This window comes from Nonomuraea sp. NPDC049714, assembly GCF_044465295.1.
Classification (GTDB): domain Bacteria; phylum Actinomycetota; class Actinomycetes; order Streptosporangiales; family Streptosporangiaceae; genus Nonomuraea.
Map to the genome: position 1 here is coordinate 505,729 of NZ_JBITLM010000001.1, position 16,439 is coordinate 522,167.

Here is a 16,439-nt window from a genome sequence, read left to right on the forward strand (position 1 = left end):
CCGCGAACCAGTGGAGCACCCGTGGACAACCACCTTGATCACATGCCGGTTCTCTCTCGTGGCAAGCACCGCAACCCGAAACGTGGCGCCTGCTTCATGGAGCTCGCGTCCTACCTGGCCGGAGAGCGGTGGAGCGACCACCCGGCCTGCACCCACCCGTTGCTGGCCGCTCTCGCCCGCCTGGTCAACGACAACACCGCGGACGAGAACCGGAGCCGGCTCATCGGGCTCGTCCCGTCCATCATCGGCCTGTCCAGCGACGACCTGCGGGTCGACGCCCGGCTCGCGTTGCGCTGCTCGACCACGGCGCTGCCGGTGGCCGCCGCCGAGCGTCAGCTCGCCCTGGCGGTGTCCATCCTGGCGGCCGAGGAGATGCTGGCCCGGCTCGACGGCCTGCCGCCAGGGCAGCTGAGCGCGCGGAGCCAGGAGGCGATGGACCAGGTCCCGCAGGCGGCGGCCCAGGCACGCAGGTTCAGCCGGGCGGCGCGGATCACCGAGAAGGGCTTCCGCCGCTACGCCGCGCCCAACGCGGTGCAGCTGTCGGTGGTGGGCATCGTCCAGGCGTGCATCCCCGATCCGGACACGCTGCTGCGCGAGCTGCTGACCGCCGCGATCGCCGACTGCCGGCAGCTGATCCGCGGCCCGGCCGCCACGGTCGCGCCCGCCCCGGCGTTCGCGAAGCCAGGGGGCTGACCTTCCTCGACGCGCGGTTCACGTACAGGATCTGTCAGGATCCGTCTGCGGGAGTCGTGCGCCGGGTTCGGCGGACGCGGACACCCGCAGCTCCCGTACGCCGCCCCCGCGAGAGGAAGCCGACATGTCCGAGACAGAGCGGGCCGAAGAGGTCCGCCTGGCCGTCTACGGCGGATTCGCCCGCATCGGCCGCGCACCGGGCGCGGCCGAGCTCGCGGCCCGCACCGGGTTCGACAACCGGGAGGTACGGCAGGCGCTGGAGCTCCTGCACCGGACCCGCGCCCTGGTGATCGACACCGCCACCGGTGACATCGTCATGGCGCACCCCTTCTCCTCGGTGCCGCTCGGGTTCTCCGTCATGGGCTCGCGGACCCTGTGGTGGGGCGGCTGCGCGTGGGACTCCTTCGCGATCCCGCACCTGCTCCGGGACGAGCCGGACGTGCTGGTGGCCACCCGCTGCCCGGCCTGTGACGCGCCGCACGCCTGGGTCGCCCGCCGCGATACCCCTCCCCCGGGCGATCAGGTCGCCCACTTTCTCGTCCCCGTCACGCACATGTGGGACGACGTCGTGCGCACCTGCGGGCACCAGCGCCTGTTCTGCTCCACCGGCTGCGTCGACGCCTGGCTGAAGCGCACCGGGCGCGAGCGCGGTTACGTGATGGACCTGCCCACGCTGTGGCGGCTGGCGCGCGGTTGGTACGACGGGCGTCTGGAGCGGGGCCATGTCCGCCGCGATCCCTCGTCGGCGGCCGCCCACTTCGCCGCCGCGGGTCTGCGCGGCCCCTTCTGGGGACTGCCTTCAGACTAGCGTTTTTTCGACACCACATTCGAGATCATGCCTGGCCGGGCGGTGGATCCGCACGTCAGGCAAGCCTCTCCTTCGTTGCGGATCATTGGCATTTATGTCTAAATGTCGGACGAATAGCTGTTGTGAGGAGGGGTTTTCATGACCATCGAGCTTGAGCGGACACACTCGCCGGAGAAGCATCACAGCCATCGGGACGTGACCGGCGGCTGGCTGCGGCCGGCGGTGTTCGGGGCGATGGACGGACTCGTCTCCAACTTCGCGCTGATCGCTGGAGTGGTGGGGGCCGCGGGGGCCGGGCGGGGAGCCGTCCTGGCCGGATTCGCCGGCTTGGCGGCGGGGGCCTGCTCGATGGCGGCGGGCGAGTACACCTCGGTGAAGTCGCAGACCGAGCTGATGCGCGCCGAGATCGCCGTCGAACGCGGCGAGCTGGCCCGCAACCCCGAGGGCGAGCAGGCCGAGCTCGCCGCTCTCTACCGCGCCCGCGGCCTCGAAGCCGACCTGGCGGAGAAGGTCGCGGCGGGCCTGTCGGCCGACCCCGAGCAGGCGCTGCGGGTGCACGTACGCGAAGAGCTCGGCGTGGACCTGGACGACCTGCCGTCCCCGCTGCAGGCCGCCGCGGCGTCGTTCTGCGCGTTCGCGGCGGGGGCGCTGGTGCCGCTGGTGCCGTTCCTGTTCGGGGCGTCCGGGCTGGTGGCGGCGGTGGTGCTGAGCGTGGTGGGCCTGTTCGTCTTCGGGGCGATGGTGGCCGGCATGACCGCCCGCCCCTGGTGGCTGGGCGGGCTGCGGCAGCTCGCGCTCGGCGTGGGCGCGGCCACGGTGACCTTCGGCCTCGGCCACCTCCTGGGCGTCACAGTGTCCTGACCCCGGCTGTTGTCCTGACCTCGGCTGTCCTGACCCCTGCTGTCCTGACCCCGGTTGTTGTCCTGACCCCTGCCTCGGGCTCAGCGCCTCTCCGCTCCTGCGGGCGCGAACCCGAGGCAGACTCAGGGGCGGCCGGAGGCGGCCAGGTTCACGCCCAGCGCCACCAGGGCGACGCCGGTGAGCCCGTCGACGACGCGGCGGACGGCACGCTTGGCGAACACCGCGCGCAACGCGCCCACCACGTTGGCCACGGTCAGGAACCACACCACGGTCCCCGCCAGCGCGATCAGCGAGAGCACCAGCGTGTCCGCCAACGCCGCCTCCGGCGTCACGAACTGCGGCACCAGCGCCACGAAGAACAGCGCGGCCTTGGGGTTGAGCACGTTGGTCAGAAGCCCCTCGGCGAACGCCGCCCACGGACTCCTCCCCCCGGGGTCCGCCACGTCCAACCGCAGCCCCCCGTCACCGCGCAAGGCCGAGCGCAACGCCTTACCCCCCAAGTAGAGCAGATAGACAGCACCCACGATCTTCACCACGGTGAACGCCACCGCCGAGGCGGCCAGCAACGCCGCGACCCCGGTCGCCGCCGCCACCACCCAGGCGAACACCCCGACCGAGATCCCCACCGCCGCCACCATCCCGTGCGCCCGCCCAGAAGTGGCGGACCGCCGCACGACCACGGCGAAGTCAGGCCCAGGCGACATCGCCCCAAGCAACACAACGCCCCCGAAGGCCACAACCTGTGCCAAAGAACTCATCCCTCAACCCTAGGCCCCACCCAAGCTGGGGTGGGTCAGCGCTTGTGGCGGCTGCGCTTGAAGATGGAGCGCAGGGTTAGGAGCAGGACTATGCCGACGATCTGGCCGCCGAGGACGATGCGGTTGACGTCGACGGCAGGGTGCCAGCGGACGTCGCCGTCCTTGACGACGAACACCCCGGCGGGCGTCGCGCCGACACCGTAGCCGCCTCCTCCGCCGCTGCCCGTCTCCCCCGCAGGCTTGCGCCCCTCGCCGCTGCCCCCGCCGCCGCCGTGGGCGACCCTGGCGACAGGGATCACCAGGATGTCCCCATGCTGTACGGGATCGCCGAAGACGCGCTTGACCGTGGCGGAATCCTTGGCCTGCTCGACCAGTTCCTTGATGTCCATTCCCCCATGGTCACCCGGCGGCGGCCATCCGGCGAGTCCGGGTGACGCCACACAGGACCGGTTCCTCGGGTCAGAGCCGCCGGCACCGGGCCTGATGACCGGCGGACGCGAACCAGCTGTACGTCAGCGTCGACGACCGGCTCGGCCATGAACCGCGCATGGGCACCCCCGAGCTGACCGACACCGAACTGCTCACCCTGACCATGGCTGCTCAGGCCCTGCGCCCTCCCCTAGCCGCCCGGCTCAAGCACTGTGGGAGGTAAGGGATCCCGAACCAGCCGACCGACCAGAGCGGCCGGTCACCCGCTGTCGAAGTCGTCGGCGGTGAGCCCGTCGGCGTGTCCTTCCGGCCATTGGACGAGCTCGATCAGATAGCCGTCGGGGTCGCGCACCATGGTGACCAGCGGATCATCGGGATCGGCGGTCGGCCGCGCCGGATCGGCCTGGATGCCGTGGGCTGCCAGGGTGGCGATGGTGGCGTACAGGTCGTCCGCCCTGATGGCGAGGTGGTTGAGGCCACCGGTCTCGGTGACGGGCCGGGCGGGGTCGTGCACGAGCTCGATGGTGACGAACGGGTCGTCCGGCAGCCGGAGCATGGTCAGGCTGCCGAACGGGGTGTCGGGCACGGTTCCGACGACGGTGTAGCCGAGTGCCTGGTAGAAGGCCCGAGAGCGATCCAGGTCGGTGACGCGGATTCCGACGAGCAAGGTGCGCACGGTCATCTCCCTGACGGCCTGACGGCCTGATGTCCTGCGAGTCCATGTCCATGATCAGTCTTCGACGTAGTGGAGCAGCCACTCCGGACGGGTCGCCGAGCGTGACGTCGGCGGTCGCCGCGGGCCCGCGTGCCTACTGGACCACGGACCCGGCTCCATCGGCGACGAACGAACATGAACGGCGCGGTGTCCGCTCACGGTCCGTCGGCCCCCGGGGTCAGGGGCGCCTGCCGCGTAGCTCGCGGTAGTGGCGGACGAGGTGCTCGGTGGACGGGTCGGGGAAGGTCGTCGGCGACTCCTGGGAGGTGAGCGCGGGTGCCAGGTCCATCGCCATCTTCTTGCCGAGCTCGACCCCCCACTGGTCGAAGGAGTCGACGCCCCAGATCGTCCCCTCGACGAACACGATGTGCTCGTACAGCGCCACCAGCTGGCCGAGGGTGGAGGGGGTCAGCTTGGGGGCGAGGATGGTGGAGGTGGGCCGGTTTCCGGGCATCACCTTGTGCGGCACCACGTCGGCGGGCGTGCCCTCGGCGGCGATCTCCTCGGCCGTCTTGCCGAACGCCAGCGCCGAGGTCTGCGCGAGCATGTTGGCCATCAGCAGGTCGTGCATGCCCTCGCGGTCCTCGTACGGCTCGGCGAAGCCGATGAAGTCGGCCGGCACCAGGCGGGTGCCCTGGTGCAGGAGCTGGTAGAAGGCGTGCTGGCCGTTGGTGCCCGGCTCGCCCCAGTAGATGGCGCCGGTGTCGACGGTGACGGGGGTGCCGTCGGCGCGCACGGACTTGCCGTTGGACTCCATGGTGAGCTGCTGGAGGTAGGCGGGGAAGCGGTGCAGGCGCTGGCTGTAGGGCAGGACGGCGCGGGTCTGGGCGTCGAAGAAGTCGGTGTACCAGATGCCGAGCAGGCCGAGCAGCACCGGCATGTTGGCCTCGAAGGGCGCGGTGCGGAAGTGCTGGTCCATGGTGTGGAAGCCGGCCAGCATCTCGCGGAACCGAACCGGCCCGATGGCGATCATCAGGGAGAGCCCGATCGCGCCGTCGTAGGAGTAGCGGCCGCCGACCCAGTCCCAGAAGCCGAACATGTTGTCGGTGTCGATGCCGAACTCGGCGACCTTGGCGGCGTTGGTGGACACGGCCACGAAGTGCTTGGCGACGGCGTCCTCGCCGAGCGCGCCGGTCAGCCACTGGCGGGCGACCTTGGCGTTGGTGAGGGTCTCCAGAGTGGTGAAGGTCTTGGAGCTGACCACGATCAGCGTGGTCGCCGGGTCGAGGTCGGCGAGGCTGCCGGTGATGTCGGCGGGGTCGATGTTGGAGACGAATCTGGCCTGGATCCCGGCGTCGGCGTAGTCGCGCAGCGCCTCGTAGGCCATGGCGGGGCCGAGGTCGGAGCCGCCGATGCCGATGTTGACGACGGTGGAGATCGGCTGTCCGGTGGCGCCCTGCCACTCCTTCGAGCGGACCCGGTCGGCGAAGGCGCTCATCTTGTCGAGGACGGCGTGCACGTCGCGGCTCACGTCCTGCCCGTCGACGACGAGGCCGGCGTCGGCGGGGGCGCGCAGCGCGGTGTGCAGCACCGCGCGGTCCTCGCTGACGTTGATGTGCTCCCCGGTGTACATCGCCTCGATGCGGTCGCGCAGCCCGGCGCGCTCGGCGAGGGCCACGAGCAGGCCGATGGTCTCGCCGGTGGCGCGGTGTTTGGCGTAGTCGAGGTAGAGGTCGCCGGCGGTGACCGTCATCCGGGCGGCCCGCTCCGGGTCCTCCGCGAACAGCTCCCGCAGGTGTCTGCCCGCCAGCTCACCGTGGTGCTTGCCGAGCGCCGCCCACTCCTGGCTCTGGGTGATGTCGCTGCTCACGTTTCCTCCTCGCGCCGTCAAACTGCGATCCATGGTCCCGTAACCTCGTACCCGGCATGCCTGATTCCGCGCATGGCGGAGCGGCGTGTCCGCCGGGGCGCGCGGTCAGTGGGACTCGCGGCCGGGCGCGTCTCCGCTGGACCCGATGAGGAAGTCGAGGTCGGCACCCCGGTCGGCCTGTGTGACATGGTCGATGTAGAGGCGCTGCCAGCCGCGGACGGGCTCGGCGTGGCCCTCCATCGCGGGCTTCCTGGCGGCGAACTCGGCCTCCGGCACGTCGACGTCGAGCCGTCTGGCCGCCACGTCGAGCACGATCTGGTCGCCGGTGCGCACCCTGGCGAGCGGCCCGCCCGCCGCGGCCTCGGGCGAGGTGTGCAGCACGACCGTGCCGTAGGCGGTGCCGCTCATCCGCGCGTCGCTGATCCGTACCATGTCGCGCACGCCCTTGGCCAGCAGCTTGGCGGGCAGCGGCAGGTTGCCGACCTCCGGCATGCCGGGATAGCCCTTGGGGCCGCAGCCGCGCAGGACGAGCACCGAGGTCTCGTCGACGTCGAGGTCCGGGGAGTCGAGCCGGGCGTAGACGTCCTCGACGCTGTCGAAGACGACGGCCCTGCCACGGTGGCGCAGCAGCTCGGGCGAGGCGGCGGCGGGCTTGATGACCGCGCCGTTGGGGGCGAGGTTGCCGCGCAGTACGGCGATGCCCGCGTCGGGCAGCAGCGGGTCGGCGCGGCGCCTGATGACGCTCTCGTCCCAGATGTCCGCCTCGGCGAGGTAGTCGACGAGGGGGCGGCCGGTGACGGTCACCGCCGTCGGGTCGAGCAGGTCGGCGATCTCCTTGAACACGGCGAGCAGCCCGCCCGCCCGGAACATGTCGTCCATCAGGTGCCGTCCGGCCGGCAGGAGGTCGACCAGGAGCGGCACGCCGGATCCGGTGCGGTCGAAGTCGTCCAGGTCGAGCTCGACGCCGAGGCGGCCGGCGATGGCCAGCAGGTGGATGACGGCGTTGGTGGAGCCGCCGGTCGCGGCCAGGGTGACGATGGCGTTGAGGAAGGAGCCGCGGGTCATCACCTGGCTCGGGCGGCGTCCCTCGCGCACCATCTCGACGGCGAGGCGGCCGGTCTCGTGGGAGCGTTCGAGCAGCCTGCTGTCGGGGGCCGGGGTGCCGGACGTGCCGGGCAGGGTCATGCCGAGGGCCTCGGCCATGCAGGCCATGGTGGAGGCGGTGCCCATCGTGTTGCAGTGGCCGCGGCTGCGGATCATCGCGGACTCGGAGTCGAGGAACGCCTCGCGGGAGAGCGTGCCGGCGCGTACCTCCTCGCTGAGCCGCCACACGTCGGTGCCGCAGCCGAGCGGGGTGCCGCGGAAGGTGCCGGTCAGCATCGGGCCGCCGGGCATCACCACGGCGGGCAGGTCCACGGAGGCGGCGGCCATGAGCAGCGACGGGATGGTCTTGTCGCAGCCGCCGAGCAGCACCACGCCGTCGATCGGGTTGGCGCGCAGCATCTCTTCGGTGGCCATGGCGGCGAGGTTGCGCCAGAGCATGGCGGTCGGCCTGACGTTCGTCTCGCCGAGGGACACCACCGGCAGATTGAGCGGGATGCCGCCGGCGGCCCAGATGCCCTGCTCGACGCTCTTTCCCACCTCGTTCAGGTGGGAGTTGCAGGGGGTCAGGTCGGAGGCGGTGTTGGCGATCGCGATGTGCGGCCGCTCACCGTCGAACGCCTCGCGAGGCAGGCCGCGCCGCATCCAGGCACGGTGCATGTAGGAGTTTCTGTCGTCGCCGGAATACCAAATCGAGCTGCGCAGGGCCATAGCCGCACCTTAACCAGCCGGGCGGGCCGGGCGGTAGCCGCCCCCGGTCTGCGGACCGACGCCGCGGAACCCACCAGGTCTATCCGGGCGTCGAGCGGGGAGGTGCACATCATGGAACATATCGACGCCTACTGGCGTGCGGCCAATTATCTGTCCGTAGGCCAGATCTACCTGCTGGACAACCCGCTGCTGACCGAGCCGCTGCGGCCGGAGCACATCAAGCCGCGCCTGCTGGGGCACTGGGGCACCACCCCTGGCCTGAACTTCTGCTTCGCCCACCTCAACCGGGTCATCCGTGAGCGCGACCAGGACATGATCTACATCGCCGGTCCGGGGCACGGCGGCCCGGCGGCGGTGGCGCACTCCTGGCTGGAGGGCTCCTACAGCGAGCGCTACCCCGACGTCAGCCAGGACGAGCCGGGCATGCGGCGGCTGTTCCGGCAGTTCTCCTTTCCCGGCGGCATCCCCAGCCATGTCGCACCCGAGACGCCCGGCTCCATCCATGAGGGCGGCGAGCTCGGTTACGCCCTGGCCCACGCCTACGGCGCCGCCTTCGACAACCCCGACCTGGTGGTGTCGTGCGTGATCGGCGACGGCGAGGCGGAGACGGGCCCGCTGGCGGCGAGCTGGCACTCCAACAAGCTGCTCGATCGCGAACGTGACGGGGTGGTGCTGCCGATCCTGGCGCTGAACGGCTACAAGATCGCCAATCCGACCGTCCTGGCGCGCATCCCCGAGGCGGACCTGTTCAAGCTCCTGGAGGGGTACGGTTACCGGCCGCACCTGGTGGGGCCCGACCACGCGGAGATGGCGGGCACCCTGGACGAGGTGTTCGGCGAGATAGCCGCCTACCGAGCCGGTGACGACGCCCGCCTGCCCATGATCATCCTGCGTACGCCGAAGGGCTGGACCGGCCCTCGCGAGGTCGACGGCCTGCCGGTGGAGGGCACCTGGCGCTCCCACCAGGTGCCTCTGGCCAAGGTTCGCGACAACCCCGAGCACCTGGCGCTGCTGGAGGAGTGGATGCGCTCCTACCGGCCGGAGGAGCTGTTCGACGAGCGGGGCCGCCCGGTTCCCGCGATCCTGGAGACGGTGCCGGAGGGCGCCCGCAGGATGAGCGCGAACCCCCACGCCAACGGCGGCGAGCTGCTGTCGCCGCTGCGCCTGCCGGACTTCCGTACGCACGCCGTCGAGGTCAAGTCGCCCGCCGGTCAGTCCAGTGAGCCGACCAAGGTGCTGGGCACGCTGCTGCGCGACGTGATCGCCGCGAATCCGCGCACCTTCCGGCTGATGGGCCCCGACGAGACGGCCTCGAACCGGCTCAGCCCGGTCTTCGAGACCACCGACCGCGCCTGGAACGCCGAGCGGCTGCCCACCGACGAGCATCTGGCCCCCGGCGGCCGGGTGATGGAGGTGCTCAGCGAGCACCTGTGCCAGGGCTGGCTGGAGGGCTATCTGCTGACCGGCCGGCACGGCCTGTTCAACTGTTACGAGGCCTTCATCCACATCATCGACTCGATGTTCAACCAGCACGCCAAGTGGCTGGAGTCATCGCAGAAGATCTCCTGGCGGCGGCCGGTGGCCTCGCTCACCTATCTCCTGTCGTCGCACGTGTGGCGGCAGGACCACAACGGCTTCAGCCACCAGGACCCGGGCTTCCTGGACGTGGTGGTGAACAAGAAGGCCTCGGTGGTGCGCGTCTACCTGCCGCCGGACGCCAACACCCTGCTGTCGGTCTCCGACCACTGCCTTCGCTCACGCGACTACGTCAACGTCATCGTGGCGGGCAAGCAGCCCGTCCTCGACCTGTTCACCATGGACGAGGCGATCGCGCACTGCACCCGCGGCCTGGGCATCCTGCCCTGGGCCTCCACCGACGACGGCGTCGAGCCCGACGTCGTGCTGGCCAGCGCCGGGGACGTGCCGACGCTGGAGACCCTGGCCGCCGCCGCCATCCTGCGCGAGGAAATGCCCGAGCTGAAGGTCCGCGTGATCAACGTGGTCGACCTGATGCGCCTGCAGCCCTCCTCGGAGCACCCGCACGGCATGCCCGACAACGAGTTCGACACGCTGTTCACGACGGACCGGCCGATCATCTTCAACTTCCACGGCTATCCCACGCTCATCCACCAGCTCACCTACCGCCGGCACGGCCACGCCAACCTGCATGTACGCGGTTACAAGGAGGAGGGCACCACCACGACGCCCTTCGACATGGCCATGCTGAACGACATCGACCGCTTCCATCTGGTCATGGACGTGATCGACCGGGTCAGCGGCCTCGGCAGCAAGGCCGCCCACCTGCGCCAGCGCATGTCCGACGCCCGGTTGCAGGCCCGCGCCTACACCCGCATCCACGGCGAGGACGCCCCCGAGATCAGTGGGTGGACATGGCCCAGCACATACTCGTCCTGAACACCGGCTCCTCCTCCATCAAGTACGAGCTCATCGACGCCGCCTCACGGGCCCGGCCGGCCAGGGGGCTGGTCGAGCGCATCGGCGAGGACGAGGGCCTGCTGGCCCACCACCTCGCCGACGGCGCGCCGTACGAGAGGAAGGGGCGGTTCGCGGACCACGCGGAGGGGCTGCGCGCGGTGCTGGAGGCGTTCCGGACGGCGGGACCCGCGCTCGACCCGGTCGCGGTGGGGCACCGGGTGGTGCACGGCGGAACCCGGTTCCGCGAGGCGGTGCTGGTGGACGAGCAGGTGATCGCCGCCGTCGAGGAGCTGGCGCCGCTGGCCCCGCTGCACAACCGGGTGAACGTCACCGGCATCCGGGTGGCGCAGGAGGCCTTCCCCGGCGTGCCGCAGGTGGCCGTGTTCGACACGTCCTTCCAGCTGTCGCTGCCGCCGGAGGCGTACACCTACGCGGTGCCGCGCGAGTGGCGCGAGCGGCTCGGCGTGCGGCGCTTCGGCTTCCACGGCACCTCGTGCGCGTACGTGTCCCGCCGAGCGGCAGCCTTCCTGGGCCGCGACCCGCAGGAGGTCAACCTCATCGTGCTGCACCTCGGCAACGGCGCCAGCGCCACCGCGATCGAGGGCGGCCGCAGCGTCGACACCTCCATGGGCATGACGCCGCTCGAAGGGCTGGTCATGGGCACCCGCTCGGGGGACGTCGACCCGGCCCTGTGCGGCTATCTGGCCAGGGTCGCCGGCCTGGACGCGCGGGAGATGGAGCAGGCGCTCGGCCACCGCGGCGGCCTGCTCGGGCTCGCGGGCACCGGCGACATGCGGGAGGCGCGCCGCCGCGCCGCGGACGGCGACGCCGACGCGCGGCTCGCCCTGGACGTCTACTGCCGGCGCATCCGCAAGTACGTGGGCGCGTACTACGCCGTGCTCGGCCGGGTGGACGCGGTCGTGTTCGCCGGCGGCGTCGGTGAGAACGACGCCGCCACCCGGGCCTCCGCACTGGCCGGGCTCGACAGGCTCGGCATCACCGTGGACCGGCAGCGCAACGAGGCCGCGCGCGCTGACGAACGGGCCGTCTCGCCGCCCGGCTCGGAGGTCGCCGTGCTCGTCGTCCCCACCGACGAGGAGTGGGAGATCGCCAGGCAGGCGCTGGCGTTGATCGGCTGATCACACCGCCGCGACCCGCCGTACCGCCGCCACGATGTCGGTGTTGGGCAGGCCTTTGAGCAGATACTCCTGTACGCCGACGCGCCGCATCTCGTCGACCGACCCCGAGTCGCCGTACGCGGAGAAGGCCATGACTCGGGTGCGCGGGGACAGGCGGCGGATCTCGCGCGCCGCCCAGGCCCCGCCGCCCGGCATCCGGACGTCGAGGATGGCGACGGCCGGGGTGTGCCGGACCGCGAGCTCGATGGCCTCGTCGGCGTGGCTCGCGGTCGCGACCACGTCCAGGTCGGGCTCGGCCGCCAGCACCTCGCTCAGCACCTCGCGGATCAGCGGCTCGTCGTCGCCGATGAGCACGGTGAGCCGCTCGCGCCGCTCGCTCATGGCGCCTCGAGCGGCACGGCCGGCACCCAGAACTCGACGGTGGCGCCGGCGCCGGGCTCGCTGTGCAGGCTCCACCAGCCGCCGGCGACCTCGGCGCGCTGGCGCATCTCGACGAGGCCGAAGTGGCCGTGTTTGACCTGGCTGTCCGCCGGCTGGTCGAAGCCGACGCCGTCGTCGACCACCCGGACGCGTACCCCCTGGTCGGCCGAGGTGAGAGAGACCTTCACCACGCTCGCCCTGGCGTGCTTGCGGACGTTGGTGAGAGCTTCCTGGCAGATGCGGAAGACGGTGATCGCCGTCTCGGGCGGCGGCTCGGCGTCGAGGTCGTGGGTCAGCTCGTAGGTCAGCCCCGCCCCGGCCACCACCTGGTCGAGATAGCTGGCCAGGCCCTGCACCATGCCGTCGCTGTCGATGCCCGGCGGGTGCAGCCGGAAGGTGAGATTGCGCAGGCGGCCGATGGAGGCGTTGACCGTCTCGTTGAGCCGCAGCAGCGCGGCGGCGTGCTCGCCGGGCGCCTTGGTGGCGAGCAGTTGCAGGCGCATGCCGACGGCGACCATGGACTGGATGGTGTCGTCGTGCACGTCCCAGGCGATGCGCCGCCGCTCCATCTCCTGGGCCCGCACCAGATGCGCCAGCAGCTGGCCGCGCTCGTCCAGCGCGCGTTCGACGGTGCGCCGCTCGGTCATGTCGCGGGTCACCTTGCCGAAGCCGCGCAACCGCCCCTCGGCGTCGTGCAGCGCGGTGATGACCACGTTGGCCCAGAACCGGGTGCCGTCCTTGCGCACCCGCCAGCCCTCGTCCTCCAGCCGCCCCTCCGCGACCGCCGTGGCCAGCTCGCGATCCGGCTTGCCCGCCGCCACCTCCCGGGGAGGGTAGAACACCGAGAAGTGACTCCCGATGATCTCCTCGGCGTCGTACCCCTTGATCCGCTGCGCGCCGGTGTTCCAGCTCACCACGTGACCGGCCGGGTCCAGCATGAAGATGGCGTAGTCGAGGACGTTCTGGACGAGCAGCCGGAAGCGATCCTCGCTGTCGCGGATGGACCACTCCCGCACGCGCCGCTCGGTCATGTCCCGGACGACCTCGCCGAAGCCGCGCAACCGCCCCTCGGCGTCGCGCAGCGCGGTGATGACCACGTTGGCCCAGAACCGGGTGCCGTCCTTGCGCACCCGCCAGCCCTCGTCCTCCAGCCGCCCCTCCGCGACCGCGGTGGCCAGGTCACGTTCGGGCGAGCCCGCCGCCACCTCCCGGGGAGGGTAGAACACCGAGAAGTGACTCCCGATGATCTCCTCGGCGTCGTACCCCTTGATCCGCTGCGCGCCGGTGTTCCAGCTCACCACGTGACCGGCCGGGTCCAGCATGAAGATGGCGTAGTCGACCACACCCTGAAGCAGCAGGTCCAGGTCGACGTGCTCGTACTCGGGCATACGGCAGCTTCGCACGCCGGCGCCGCGATGCGCCAACGCCCTGGAGTCAGGCTCTGAGGCCGCCCGGATCAGGAGCGAAGGCAGCGAACGGTGTCGCGAGCTCACACCAGACCACCTTTCCGCCTTCGCGGTGTGATATCCCCCAGCGGGAGGAGAGTCGTCCGATGACGTGCATGCCCCAACCGTCGGCGGGGCCGGGCTCGCGTGCCTTCGGCGCCTCCTCGCTGGAGTCGCCGACCTCGATCCGGATGTGCGTCGCTTCCTTGGTCATCCGCAGCACGGGAGCCCCCGCCCCGTGCATGAGCGCGTTGGTCACCAGCTCCGAGACCACCAGCAACACGTCCTCGTGCTGCCCGGCGTAGTCCCAGGCAGCCAGGGCGTCGCGCACGATCTGGCGTGCCACGGTGATGCTGCCCATCTCCTCGGTCAGGTGGCGCTCCACCGTGAACGACTCAGTATGGCTGCCCATCTTTTCACTCTCGGACAACCGAGAGCGGGTCACGAGACGCAGGCGTGCCAGAGCGCCTGGTGCATGTGCACTAGTCGAGCAGGCCCTCGCGCCTGGCGATCGCCACCGCCTCCAGCTTCGACCGGGCGCCGAGCTTCTCCAGCACCCGCTGGACATGATTGCGCGCCGTGTTACGCGCCACCCCGAGCCGCGCACTGATCTGCTCGGTGCTCACGCCTTCCGCCAGCAGCAGCAACGTCTCCCGTTCCCGTCCGGTCAGCCCCGCGCCCGCGGTCCACGCGCGACCGGTCAGCCGGTCCAGCACCCCTGGCAGCAGGCCCGGCGCGAACACCACCCCGCCGGCCGCCACTTCGCGCACCGCCGACTCCAGCTCCTGCAGCCCCGACGACTTCTCCACCAGACCGGCGCCCCCGGCCTCCACCACGCGCACGGCCACCGAGGCGGACGCCTCCCCCGTCAGCACCAGCACCCGGGCCTCCGGAGCCGCCGCCGAGATGGTGCCGATCGCCGAGATCCCGTCGCCGTCCGGCAGGCGGCGATCCAGCACCACCACATCGGGCCGCCAGCGGCGGGCGTCGGTCACCGCCCCGGCGATCGAGCCGGACCTGGCCACGACCTCGATGCCGGGGGCGTGACCGAGCGCCATGCCGATGGCCTCGGCCACCATGTCGTGGTCCTCGACCAGCACCAGGCGGATGGGGACGACCGCCAGGGGGTCAGATAAGGGCGACATGGTGAAGGACTCCCCCCGATGCGGGTTGCTGGTCACACCATTGTCCCGCTTTCCGTACTCCTTTCCTCCCGTGGGGTGTTGGCAGGCCGAAGGTAGATTCCCTCTTGACGCTGCCTGCTCCTTCTCCACAACGCGGTCATCAGGGAGGATTGGTAGGGTTAGCGCGCTTGTTCGCAAATGAGATGGGTGGGGATTCAGCGGTGGAGGTCGAACAGACGGCGCTGCCAGGGATAGGCCTGCGCCACGATTTCACCACCCAGTCGGGTAAGAGGATCGGCGTCGTGTCGCATCGGACCGGCCGCCGGGACCTGGTGATCTACGACCGCGAGGACCCCGATCGGGCGTGCGAGGTCGTCAAGCTCAACGACGAAGAGGCCGACGCACTGGTCGAGCTGCTCGGCGCCCCGCGCATCGTGCAGCGGCTCAACCAGGCGCACCAGCAGGTCGAAGGGCTGGTCAGCCTCCAGCTGCCGATTCCGGCCACCTCCCCGTACGCCGACCGGCCCATGGGTGACGCGCGTGTACGGACCCGGACGAACGCCTCGATCGTCGCGATCGTCCGCGCCGGGCGGGTGTTCGCCAGCCCGGGGCCGGAGTTCGTGTTCGCCGCGGGCGACATCGTGGTCGTCGTGGGCAGCGCCGACAGCACGTCCGAAGTCGCAGACATCCTGGCTGAAGGTTAGGGCCGCGGGTGCATCACACGGCAATACTTTTCCTTGAGGTCGGAGCGGTACTTCTCGGTTTGGGGATTCTGGGCGCGCTGGCCCTGCGCGCCGGCATCTCGCCCATCCCTCTCTATCTGATCGCCGGCCTCGCGTTCGGCACCGGCGGCGTGCTTCCGCTGGCCACCAGCGAGGAGTTCATCTCCGTGGGCGCGGAGATGGGCGTCGTCCTGCTGCTGCTCACGCTCGGCCTGGAGTACAACGCCGACGAGTTAGTGACCAGCCTCAAGAGCAACGCCCGTGCGGGCATCGTCGACCTGGTGATCAACGCGGCGCCCGGCGCCATCTGCGCCTTACTCCTCGGGTGGGGGCCGGTCGCGGCCGTCGCCATGGCGGGCGTCACCTACGCCACCTCCTCCGGCATCACCGCCAAGGTGCTGTCCGACCTGGGGTGGATCGGTAACCGCGAGACCCCCACCGTCCTGTCTCTGCTGGTGTTCGAAGACCTCACGATGGCGGTCTACCTGCCGGTCCTGACCGCCATGCTCGCCGGGCTCAGCCTGGTGAGCGGCGCGGTGACCGTGGCGATCGCGCTGGGCACGGTGAGCGTGGTGCTGGTCGTCGCGCTCAAGTTCGGGCGCTTCATCGAGGCGTTCGTGTCCAGCCCCAACAACGAAGTGCTGCTGCTGAAGATAGTCGGGCTGGCCCTGCTGGTCGCCGGGATCGCGCAGCAGCTGCAGGTGTCGGCCGCCGTCGGCGCCTTCCTGGTCGGGATCGCGCTGTCGGGCCAGCTCGCGCACGACGCGCAGGCGCTGCTGTCGCCGCTGCGGGACCTGTTCGCGGCCGTGTTCTTCGTCTTCTTCGGTCTGCAGACCGACCCCGCGAAGATCCTCCCGGTCGCCGGGCTGGCCGCCCTGCTGGCCCTGATCAGCATGATCACCAAGCTGCTGACCGGCGTCTACGCGGCCAGGCGGGCCGGGATCGCGAAGGCCGGTCAGGCCCGGGCCGGCATCGCGCTGATCCCCCGAGGCGAGTTCAACATCGTCATCGCCGGTCTGGCGGTGGCGGCCGGAGTCCACCCGGACCTCGGTCCGCTGGCGGCGGCGTACGTGCTCATCCTGGCGGCGTTCGGGCCCTTGGCGGCCAAGGCCGTGCAGCCCATGATCGAGGCCATCGCGAAGCGGGCCTGACCCCTTTCCCAGCGCTTCGGCTCGCACCCGGCGGGCAGGGGCAGGCCGGAGCGCGGCGGCCGTTCTGTCGGTGGCGGGTGGCAGGCTCCCCCAGACGTCCTTTCATGGCGTCGACG

General features: G+C 71.0%; 16 protein-coding genes. 7 read left to right on the forward strand and 9 right to left on the reverse strand.

The features are described 5' to 3' along the window. Positions 1-42: 42 nt before the first annotated feature. From ACIBQX_RS02490 to ACIBQX_RS02500, 3 genes are all read left to right on the forward strand, one after another. Positions 43-693 carry a hypothetical protein gene (locus ACIBQX_RS02490; RefSeq protein ID WP_396999764.1) on the forward strand — a complete coding sequence of 217 codons (651 nt, stop codon included), beginning with the start codon at positions 43-45 and terminating at the stop codon, positions 691-693. Between the two features lie 124 nt (positions 694-817). Beyond that, positions 818-1,501, forward strand: coding sequence for an organomercurial lyase (gene merB, locus ACIBQX_RS02495; RefSeq protein WP_396999766.1), 684 nt, complete (start codon positions 818-820; stop codon positions 1,499-1,501). A gap of 138 nt (positions 1,502-1,639) precedes the next feature. After that, positions 1,640-2,362 (forward strand): VIT1/CCC1 transporter family protein, encoded by a 723-nt coding sequence (locus tag ACIBQX_RS02500; protein ID WP_396999768.1) that lies wholly within the window; start codon positions 1,640-1,642, stop codon positions 2,360-2,362. A gap of 122 nt (positions 2,363-2,484) precedes the next feature. Here ACIBQX_RS02500 and ACIBQX_RS02505 read toward each other — a convergent pair whose 3' ends face one another. The 5 genes from ACIBQX_RS02505 to ACIBQX_RS02525 form a co-directional block, all read right to left on the reverse strand. Beyond that, the gene (locus ACIBQX_RS02505) at positions 2,485-3,066 is read right to left on the reverse strand and encodes a LysE family translocator (protein ID WP_396999770.1); all 582 of its coding nucleotides are present in this window, start codon (positions 3,064-3,066) and stop codon (positions 2,485-2,487) included. 89 nt (positions 3,067-3,155) lie between these two features. Then, the gene (locus ACIBQX_RS02510; protein ID WP_396999772.1) at positions 3,156-3,509 is read right to left on the reverse strand and encodes a GerW family sporulation protein; all 354 of its coding nucleotides are present in this window, start codon (positions 3,507-3,509) and stop codon (positions 3,156-3,158) included. 299 nt (positions 3,510-3,808) lie between these two features. Continuing rightward, entirely contained in the window at positions 3,809-4,225 is a 417-nt protein-coding gene (locus ACIBQX_RS02515) for a VOC family protein (RefSeq protein WP_396999774.1), read from the reverse strand. 217 nt (positions 4,226-4,442) lie between these two features. Continuing rightward, a complete protein-coding gene (gene pgi, locus ACIBQX_RS02520) occupies positions 4,443-6,107 on the reverse strand; it encodes a glucose-6-phosphate isomerase (RefSeq protein ID WP_396999776.1) in 1,665 nt (554 codons plus the stop codon). A gap of 72 nt (positions 6,108-6,179) precedes the next feature. Continuing rightward, complete coding sequence (locus ACIBQX_RS02525) at positions 6,180-7,886, reverse strand: IlvD/Edd family dehydratase (protein ID WP_396999778.1); 1,707 nt, start codon at positions 7,884-7,886, stop codon at positions 6,180-6,182. Between the two features lie 111 nt (positions 7,887-7,997). On the opposite strand from ACIBQX_RS02525, the gene ACIBQX_RS02530 reads away from it, so the two are divergent. Together ACIBQX_RS02530 and ACIBQX_RS02535 are read left to right on the forward strand one after the other, a co-directional pair. Further along, entirely contained in the window at positions 7,998-10,301 is a 2,304-nt protein-coding gene (locus tag ACIBQX_RS02530; RefSeq protein ID WP_396999780.1) for a phosphoketolase, read from the forward strand. Further along, on the forward strand, positions 10,277-11,461 hold the full coding sequence (locus ACIBQX_RS02535) for an acetate/propionate family kinase (RefSeq protein WP_396999782.1): 1,185 nt from the start codon (positions 10,277-10,279) through the stop codon (positions 11,459-11,461). Before ACIBQX_RS02530 ends, ACIBQX_RS02535 begins: the two co-directional genes overlap by 25 nt. Here the strand turns inward: ACIBQX_RS02535 and ACIBQX_RS02540 are convergent, their stop codons facing one another. The 4 genes from ACIBQX_RS02540 to ACIBQX_RS02555 all read right to left on the reverse strand — a co-directional run bounded on the left by ACIBQX_RS02540 (position 11,462) and on the right by ACIBQX_RS02555 (position 14,471). After that, positions 11,462-11,842, reverse strand: a complete 381-nt coding sequence (locus ACIBQX_RS02540; RefSeq protein WP_396999784.1) for a response regulator transcription factor — start codon at positions 11,840-11,842, stop codon at positions 11,462-11,464. It lies immediately after the preceding gene. Further along, a complete protein-coding gene (locus ACIBQX_RS02545; RefSeq protein ID WP_396999786.1) occupies positions 11,839-13,269 on the reverse strand; it encodes a PAS domain S-box protein in 1,431 nt (476 codons plus the stop codon). The genes ACIBQX_RS02540 and ACIBQX_RS02545 overlap by 4 nt, the downstream gene beginning before the upstream one ends. Before the next feature lie 46 nt (positions 13,270-13,315). After that, positions 13,316-13,738: an ATP-binding protein gene (locus ACIBQX_RS02550; protein ID WP_396999788.1), complete on the reverse strand. Its 423-nt coding sequence runs from the start codon at positions 13,736-13,738 to the stop codon at positions 13,316-13,318. Positions 13,739-13,808: 70 nt separating this feature from the next. Beyond that, entirely contained in the window at positions 13,809-14,471 is a 663-nt protein-coding gene (locus ACIBQX_RS02555; protein WP_396999790.1) for a response regulator, read from the reverse strand. 200 nt (positions 14,472-14,671) lie between these two features. Here ACIBQX_RS02555 and ACIBQX_RS02560 point away from each other — a divergent pair, with 200 nt between their 5' ends. Continuing rightward, positions 14,672-15,154: a cation:proton antiporter regulatory subunit gene (locus ACIBQX_RS02560; RefSeq protein ID WP_396999792.1), complete on the forward strand. Its 483-nt coding sequence runs from the start codon at positions 14,672-14,674 to the stop codon at positions 15,152-15,154. An 8-nt stretch (positions 15,155-15,162) separates the two neighbouring features. After that, the gene (locus ACIBQX_RS02565; RefSeq protein WP_396999794.1) at positions 15,163-16,323 is read left to right on the forward strand and encodes a cation:proton antiporter; all 1,161 of its coding nucleotides are present in this window, start codon (positions 15,163-15,165) and stop codon (positions 16,321-16,323) included. Positions 16,324-16,439: the final 116 nt, after the last annotated feature.

What these genes read in the sequence shown, in the direction of transcription:
- ACIBQX_RS02490 (WP_396999764.1), top strand. Translation starts at nt 43, where the DNA reads ATGCCGGTTCTCTCTCGTGGCAAGCACCGCAACCCGAAACGTGGCGCC.
- merB (WP_396999766.1), top strand. Translation starts at nt 818, where the DNA reads ATGTCCGAGACAGAGCGGGCCGAAGAGGTCCGCCTGGCCGTCTACGGC.
- ACIBQX_RS02500 (WP_396999768.1), top strand. Translation starts at nt 1,640, where the DNA reads ATGACCATCGAGCTTGAGCGGACACACTCGCCGGAGAAGCATCACAGC.
- ACIBQX_RS02505 (WP_396999770.1), bottom strand. Translation starts at nt 3,066, where the DNA reads ATGTCGCCTGGGCCTGACTTCGCCGTGGTCGTGCGGCGGTCCGCCACT.
- ACIBQX_RS02510 (WP_396999772.1), bottom strand. Translation starts at nt 3,509, where the DNA reads ATGGACATCAAGGAACTGGTCGAGCAGGCCAAGGATTCCGCCACGGTC.
- pgi (WP_396999776.1), bottom strand. Translation starts at nt 6,107, where the DNA reads ATGGATCGCAGTTTGACGGCGCGAGGAGGAAACGTGAGCAGCGACATC.
- ACIBQX_RS02525 (WP_396999778.1), bottom strand. Translation starts at nt 7,886, where the DNA reads ATGGCCCTGCGCAGCTCGATTTGGTATTCCGGCGACGACAGAAACTCC.
- ACIBQX_RS02530 (WP_396999780.1), top strand. Translation starts at nt 7,998, where the DNA reads ATGGAACATATCGACGCCTACTGGCGTGCGGCCAATTATCTGTCCGTA.
- ACIBQX_RS02535 (WP_396999782.1), top strand. Translation starts at nt 10,277, where the DNA reads ATGGCCCAGCACATACTCGTCCTGAACACCGGCTCCTCCTCCATCAAG.
- ACIBQX_RS02540 (WP_396999784.1), bottom strand. Translation starts at nt 11,842, where the DNA reads ATGAGCGAGCGGCGCGAGCGGCTCACCGTGCTCATCGGCGACGACGAG.
- ACIBQX_RS02545 (WP_396999786.1), bottom strand. Translation starts at nt 13,269, where the DNA reads ATGCCCGAGTACGAGCACGTCGACCTGGACCTGCTGCTTCAGGGTGTG.
- ACIBQX_RS02550 (WP_396999788.1), bottom strand. Translation starts at nt 13,738, where the DNA reads ATGGGCAGCCATACTGAGTCGTTCACGGTGGAGCGCCACCTGACCGAG.
- ACIBQX_RS02555 (WP_396999790.1), bottom strand. Translation starts at nt 14,471, where the DNA reads ATGTCGCCCTTATCTGACCCCCTGGCGGTCGTCCCCATCCGCCTGGTG.